Annotated in this window: 5 protein-coding genes; 2 read left to right on the plus strand and 3 right to left on the minus strand. The window is 42.1% G+C overall.

Annotated elements, in window-relative coordinates; translation table 11 throughout:
- Window positions 1-367: 367 nt before the first annotated feature.
- Window positions 368-2,344 (minus strand): glycoside hydrolase family 127 protein, encoded by a 1,977-nt coding sequence (locus KN811_RS20040; RefSeq protein WP_187964094.1) that lies wholly within the window; start codon window positions 2,342-2,344, stop codon window positions 368-370.
- Between the two features lie 586 nt (window positions 2,345-2,930).
- On the opposite strand from KN811_RS20040, the gene KN811_RS20045 reads away from it, so the two are divergent.
- Entirely contained in the window at window positions 2,931-3,719 is a 789-nt protein-coding gene (locus KN811_RS20045) for a serine hydrolase domain-containing protein (RefSeq protein WP_187964095.1), read from the plus strand.
- Window positions 3,720-3,721: 2 nt separating this feature from the next.
- Here the strand turns inward: KN811_RS20045 and istB are convergent, their stop codons facing one another.
- Window positions 3,722-4,453, minus strand: coding sequence for an IS21-like element helper ATPase IstB (istB, locus tag KN811_RS20050; protein ID WP_187964096.1), 732 nt, complete (start codon window positions 4,451-4,453; stop codon window positions 3,722-3,724).
- An 11-nt stretch (window positions 4,454-4,464) separates the two neighbouring features.
- Window positions 4,465-6,009, minus strand: a complete 1,545-nt coding sequence (istA, locus tag KN811_RS20055; RefSeq protein ID WP_187964097.1) for an IS21 family transposase — start codon at window positions 6,007-6,009, stop codon at window positions 4,465-4,467.
- A gap of 24 nt (window positions 6,010-6,033) precedes the next feature.
- On the opposite strand from istA, the gene KN811_RS20060 reads away from it, so the two are divergent.
- Window positions 6,034-6,327 carry a hypothetical protein gene (locus KN811_RS20060; protein WP_187964098.1) on the plus strand — a complete coding sequence of 98 codons (294 nt, stop codon included), beginning with the start codon at window positions 6,034-6,036 and terminating at the stop codon, window positions 6,325-6,327.
- Window positions 6,328-6,448: the final 121 nt, after the last annotated feature.

The following is a 6,448-nucleotide window of genomic DNA, read 5'->3' on the forward strand; positions in this document are numbered from 1 at the left end:
TGCCCCTTTTTGAATGGGGAAAAGTCCCCTTTGTGTCCCGGTTTTTCATCTGATAAATTAATGTAGATTTTGCGGATACGGGATTATTTGACATTAGGGGAAAAGGAGATCCGTACGTACATATGGTCTGAGGGCAGAACGAAAGGAGAAAGGAAAACAGGGGTAGCAGTTTTTTCAAAAACAGCATGGTGTGATCAAACAAAAAAACCGCTTTCTTGAAGCGGATTTTTTAATGTGAAGCGCCCGGGAATATTGTTGAACCAATTTGTGGAAGAATTGATATTTTTGGCAGATTTGACCGGACAAAGACCCTGCTGCCGATAATTTTTTTAACCTGTACTCATACAAAAAAGGGGAGAGGTAAACTTTATTCCTCTTCCGTATCTATCCATACCTTCATTTTTCCAACACCCCGGTTGGACCAGGCGTAATACGGAATTGCTTTTATTTGTTCTCCGGTAATGGTTTTTACCCCGTTCAAAAGGCCTTTTTCCATGTGCACGGTATATGCTTCATCGGTTATTTTGATAGTGTCAAAATGGCCTTTGTTGTCAATTTCTTCTATGGCATACACCATAGGGCCGTATTCCAATGCCACTTTACCTTTGTTTTCTGCTACTTCCGGATGGGTAACTACTTTTTTCACCTGCATCGGGAACCGTAGTGTTACGGTTTCGCCCTTCTTCCAATTTTTGGTCAGGGTAATATATTCGTCGCCGCTGTTCAATGCCGTTTCTTCACCGTTTATCCACAGGGATATCTTTCCGTCTGAAGGATTTTTATACGAATAAAGATTACCCGGTAAAACCTGATTTCTTACCCAGCCCGGAACCCTTAGCCTTAAGGTGAACGGAGTATTTTTTTCTGGATTTATTTTAATACCAACCTTGCCATCCCGGGGATAATCGGTGGTTTGTTCTATCGCTACTGTATTGTCTTCTAATGCTATGGATGCTTTGTTTGATGCATACAGGTTTACATACACCGTATCTTGCCTCCTGGAATAGATCAGTCCGGAAATCGATGGTATAAATCTGATCATATTGGTGGGACAGCAGGAACAGTCGAACCAGTCTTTTCGCGTACAGGCACCCTGGTTGAATTTATAAATCCCGTCAGATTCCAGGGCATTGGGGTAAAAAAATTGCTTACCGTCTAACGACAGGCCCGAAATGAGCCCATTGTACAACGTCCTTTCAATGATGTCGAAATAAGCAGCATCGCCGTGGAGGTTGTGCAAACGATGGTTCCAGTATACATCTCCGATGGAGGCACAGGTTTCATTATAAGCCGTTAAGTTTGGCAGTTCGTAATCTTCACCAAAGGCTTCGCCTTCGTGCCTGGCCCCTATACCGCCGGTGATATACATTTTTTTATTTACCATATTGTGCCAGAGTTTGTTGACTGCTTTCTCATAGACCATATCATTTTGCAACGCTGCTATGTCTGTCATGGCGGCATACATATACACAGCCCTAACTGCATGGCCTACCACTTCGTTCTGTTGTGTCACCGGAACATGGTCCTGGGAATAAGTTCCGAAAAGCTCATGGTTATGCGGATTCCCCCGGTTATCGAGGAAATATCTGGCCAGATCCAGATACGCATCCTTACCTGTGATCTGGTATAGTTTTATCAATCCTGTTTCTATGATCTGGTGACCTGGGACGGCGTGTATTTTGGTTTCGCCATCACCAAAAGTGTTCACTATCAGATCGGCATTTTTCAATGCTATTTCCAAAAAGTTTTTTTTGCCTGTTGCCCGGTAGTGTGCCGCAGCTGCTTCGTATAAGTGGCCCGCATTGTACAGCTCATGGCTCATGGAAAGAGACTCCCAGCGTTTTCCTTCCTTTACATCCACCCAGGTCGAAGGTGGCCTTGCCGGGTCAATGGTTCGCCAGGTGGTTAAGTAACCGTCCTCTTCCTGGCCGGTTTTTATAATTCCGATAAGAGAATCCAATTGCTTTTCCAGCTCCGGGTTAGGGGCGCTGATAAGTGAATACGAGGCCCCTTCTATAATTTTGTAGACGTCGGTATCATCAAAGGGCATTTTTCCTTTAACTCTCCCTTCCATTTTTCCCCCTGCAATCAGGAAATTATCGAAACGGCCTTCCGCTATACATTTTTTAATGGCATATGCTATGGTCTCTTTCTGAACGGTTTCAATGACAGGCAGCCAAAATTTATCCGTGAGCTTTACGTTTTTAATGTCTACGGGTTCGAGCAGGTATCCTGTTTCCTTGTGGTCTGCATCTTCAATGGTGTTTTTACGGTGCTTCTTTTCCTGACAACTCACTGTAATAAAAAGGAGAAGTACAGGCCATATTCTTATAAATTGTCTCATCGCGGTCGTTTAAGGCTGATTAAATAAATGTAAAATTTACATTTACAAATGTAATTAAAGATGTACCCCTGAGCAAATTTTTTAGTGAATTGTTGTTTAAACGATGTTCTTAGATAAAGATAAACGTAAGTCTTGTGGATAGGGATTATTTGACATCAGGGGAAAAGGAGGGGGTGTGTGCATATGGCCCTGGTGGCAGAGCGAGAGGTGGGAGGAGAATAGGGCCGTGGTTTTTCCAAAAACATCAAGTTGGCCAGACAAAAAACCGCTTCGAAAGAGCGGGTTTTTTAACGTGGACCCAACGATACAAAACTCGAACCAGTTTTTGGAAGATTTGGAGCTTTTATATGAGCTTTAGGATTGAAAATATTTTGAAATTATAGGTGGCTTATAGGGGGTAATTTGTAATGTGTAAAACAATCAAAATATTTCAGTTTGTGTAACATCTGCTTAATTTTTGCATCTTTTTTGGGAGAGATTGAATTAACGGCTAATTTTTTCTGGGATGAAGCGATTGATTTTATTACTAATAATATCCTTGGTTATACAACTAATACGGGGACAGGAGTCCGAAAAGGAAAAGGCAATGGACAGCATTTTCAGTAATTATGATACCATACATACCTCCGGGATTAGTATCATGGTACTTAAGAATGGCAAAATCCTGTACAATAAATCTTTTGGTTTGTCGGACATACAAAACAGGCATAAAGCCAGTGAAAATACAAATTATAGGATTGCTTCGGTTACAAAATCATTTACTGCAATGGCAATCATGATGCTAAGAGATGAAGGAAAACTAAAACTCGACGACCGGTTAACTGAATTCTTTCCGGATATTCCTGCCTATGGGAAAAAAGTGACCATCCGGCAGATGTTGATTCATACTTCGGGATTATTGGGGTATGCCCAACTCGTTAGACCTGAAAGAACTGATCCTTTGACAGATACCGATGTTTTGCATTTGATGGAACGACAGGACAGCACCGTATTTGAACCGGGAAGCCAATTTTCATACAATAATACGGCTTATGTGTTACTGGGGTTGATTGTTGAAAAGGCTTCCGGGATCTCTTTTGCAGATTTTCTTAGGCAGAGGATTTTTGATCCTTTGGGAATGACCAATTCTACTTTAAACAGCAGAACAGGCGTGATTGCAAACAGGGCATACGGTTATAACCTGAAGGGTGATAAACTGGTGAAAGAAGATCAAAATTTATACAGTTATCTGCTTGGAGACGGAGGAATTTATACATCCGTAAGTGATTTCTATAAATGGGATCAGGTGGAAAGAACGGACAAAGTGAGCCACCTAAAACGGATAAAAGTGAGCAGTGTAAATGAAGTGTTTAAAATCGATTCATTCTTGGTGTAAAGTTAGCTTTTATTTCTTAGTTTCTTCCGCATGGATTCTCCCTTTATATCAATCCGGTGAGCGGTATGTACCAGGCGATCTAAAATAGCGTCTGCAATAGTCTGTTCCCCGATAGTTTGATGCCAGGCCTCTATAGGGAGCTGAGAAGCCATAATCGTGGAGCGTTTTCCGTGCCTGTCTTCTATGATTTCCATCAGCATTTGCCTATTGATATGATCTAAGCCTTTTAATCCAAAATCGTCAAGGACCAGTACATCCTGTCTTTCCAGTTTGTTGATCTGTTTGATATAAGACCCGTCAGCCTTTGAGGTTTTGAGCATGGTAAAGAGTTTATTGGCATTGAAGTACGTCACCTTATATCCCAGTGAACAAGCCTGATGGCCTATGGCTGAAGCGATATAGCTTTTTCCAGTCCCTGTGCTACCTGTAATCAATATGTTTTCCTTTTTATCTATAAATTGACAGGAAGCAAAGCGCTGTATTTGATTTTTATCGATGTTTCTGGCAGCGTCGAAGGCGATGTCTTCCATCACGGCTTTGTACCTGAACTTTGCGGCCTTGGTCAGGCGTTCAATTTTTCTGTTCTGCCGGTCATCCCACTCGGATTGCAAGAGATAGGCGATCAGCTCATCATTGGTATAAGCGATGCTCTGCGAGGACAGAGCGCTCGTAAAAGCCCTATACATGCCATAGAGCCTTAATTCCTTCATTTGTTCTAATGTTTGTGTATTCATAGTATTGATATTTACTTATAATAATCACCGCCCCTGATGTTTTTATGGTTGGGGATGTCGGTATGTTCTTCGATATCTTCATCGAGTTTGTCCCATCCGTTTGCAAGGATACGTTCAATCATGTTATAATTATAGGCTTCATAGCCCAGGGCTCTTTTACAGGCATTATCCAGGCGTTCATTACCCGCCTTTTTAGCCAGGTGGAGTATACCAAGACATGATTTATAGGATTGTTCCGGGTGTTGTTTCTTATCGAGTATTTTAATGATATAGGCCTTACAAGCCTCTCCTATATGACCTGCCCAAGCGATGAACTTCTCCGAACTCCATTCGCTGACAAACCTGTGGTATGAAGGCATATGCTCTTTGGTGGTGGTATATCCGTATTTCTTTTTATCCCTTTCATGGACAGCCAAGCGTTGTTGGTTATGGTAAATCTCTACCAAGCTGTCACAATAGATAATCCTGACACGCTTTCCTATATGCTTGTAGGGCACACTATAGTAATGTTTATCTTTACTTAGATACACATGGCTGTTTTTATGAACGGTCCCATTAGCAGAAGATTTAACCTCATACCGCTTTGCCGGCAACGGTTTGAGGGCTTGTTTTTCGATTTCCATAAATAGAGAATAACGGGAGTATTCTCTCCCTCTAAAAGGCATCTTGTTATGCTGTTCCAACAAAAAAGCAATGGCCTTGTTCAATGAAGGTTTATCATAAAAGGTCTGGTTTCTTAAAGGGGCAAAGACCCTGGTATAGATAATCCTGACGGCATTTTCCACGATAGCTTTGTCCCTGGGTTTGTAGGTTCTTGTAGGAAGTACAGCGGTTTGGTAATATTCAGCAAAATCAGCAAAGGTGTCGTTCACTCGAGCTTCATACCGACTGGCCTTGGTCACAGCTGCCTTAAGGTTATCCGGAACAAGGGCCTCAGGTACGCCCTTATAAAACCAAAATGCGTTCTCCACACAGTGTATAAAATCTTCTCTCTTTTGACTCTCACAGGCCTCCACGTAGGTGTATTGACTGCTGCCCAGTACACAAACAAAGACTTCCAACTCCTGTATTTCCCCAGTGTGCCGGTCTACTATGGGAAGTTTCTTCCCGGTAAAATCAAGGAATAGCTTATCGCCCGCCTTATGGGTAAAATGCATCACAGGAGAGACCTCTTTGGTCCATTGCCCATACCAATAACGGAACTGTGTAAGTTGATATCCATCAGGATGTTTTTTATGATACTCCTGCCAGAGCAATTCCTTGGTGACCCCGGTTTTACGCAACTCTTTGTCAAAATAAGGAAAGTAGCTTTCCAAAGTGCGTAAGCGTTCACTCTTGGGCTTTTCAGTGGAGTTAAAAAGGGTATGAAGCTCCTCCTGGGTCATGGCCTCTATTTCATAAGAGGTCAACTGGTAACGTTGAAAAAAAGCGATGTACTTGCTTACGGTATTACGGGAGATCCCCAACTGGGAACTGATCCGGCGCTTACTGACCCCGGCACTGTATAACTTAAATATCTTTTTTACTTTTCGCATCTCTATTTGTTTGTTAGCCATAATCTTTTTAACAAAAAAAGACTATTGCGCACACTTCAAATAGAATCGATTTTAGTGGTTCACTTTCATCCGTTTTGGGTGGCTCAGTTTCACCCGCTGTGCTATGCTCACTTTAACCCGTTTTTAGTGGTATACTATATCCGTTTTTTGCACATCCTTGATAAATTTGTTGAAGATTGTGCTGACGTAATTGGTGACGACGGATTATCCTTCGGGCAGCGTACACCAGAAGGGTATTTAGAGCCACAAGTAAAAGTTCCTGGCGCACCCATTTTTCCCGAGGATGTCGATTGGAAGAGCATCGAGCATGAATTGTAAGCTTCCCCTAATTAGAACTGTTAGTTAGTACAATTTTATCATCTTTTTGATTCATCTCAGCAAGGCTAGCCTTGCTGAGATTTTTCTTTGCGTACTCAACCGGAGGCACATACCCAAGGGC

It is taken from the genome of Sinomicrobium weinanense, from assembly GCF_018863395.1.
In the GTDB taxonomy this organism is placed as follows: Bacteria; Bacteroidota; Bacteroidia; order Flavobacteriales; family Flavobacteriaceae; genus Sinomicrobium; species Sinomicrobium weinanense.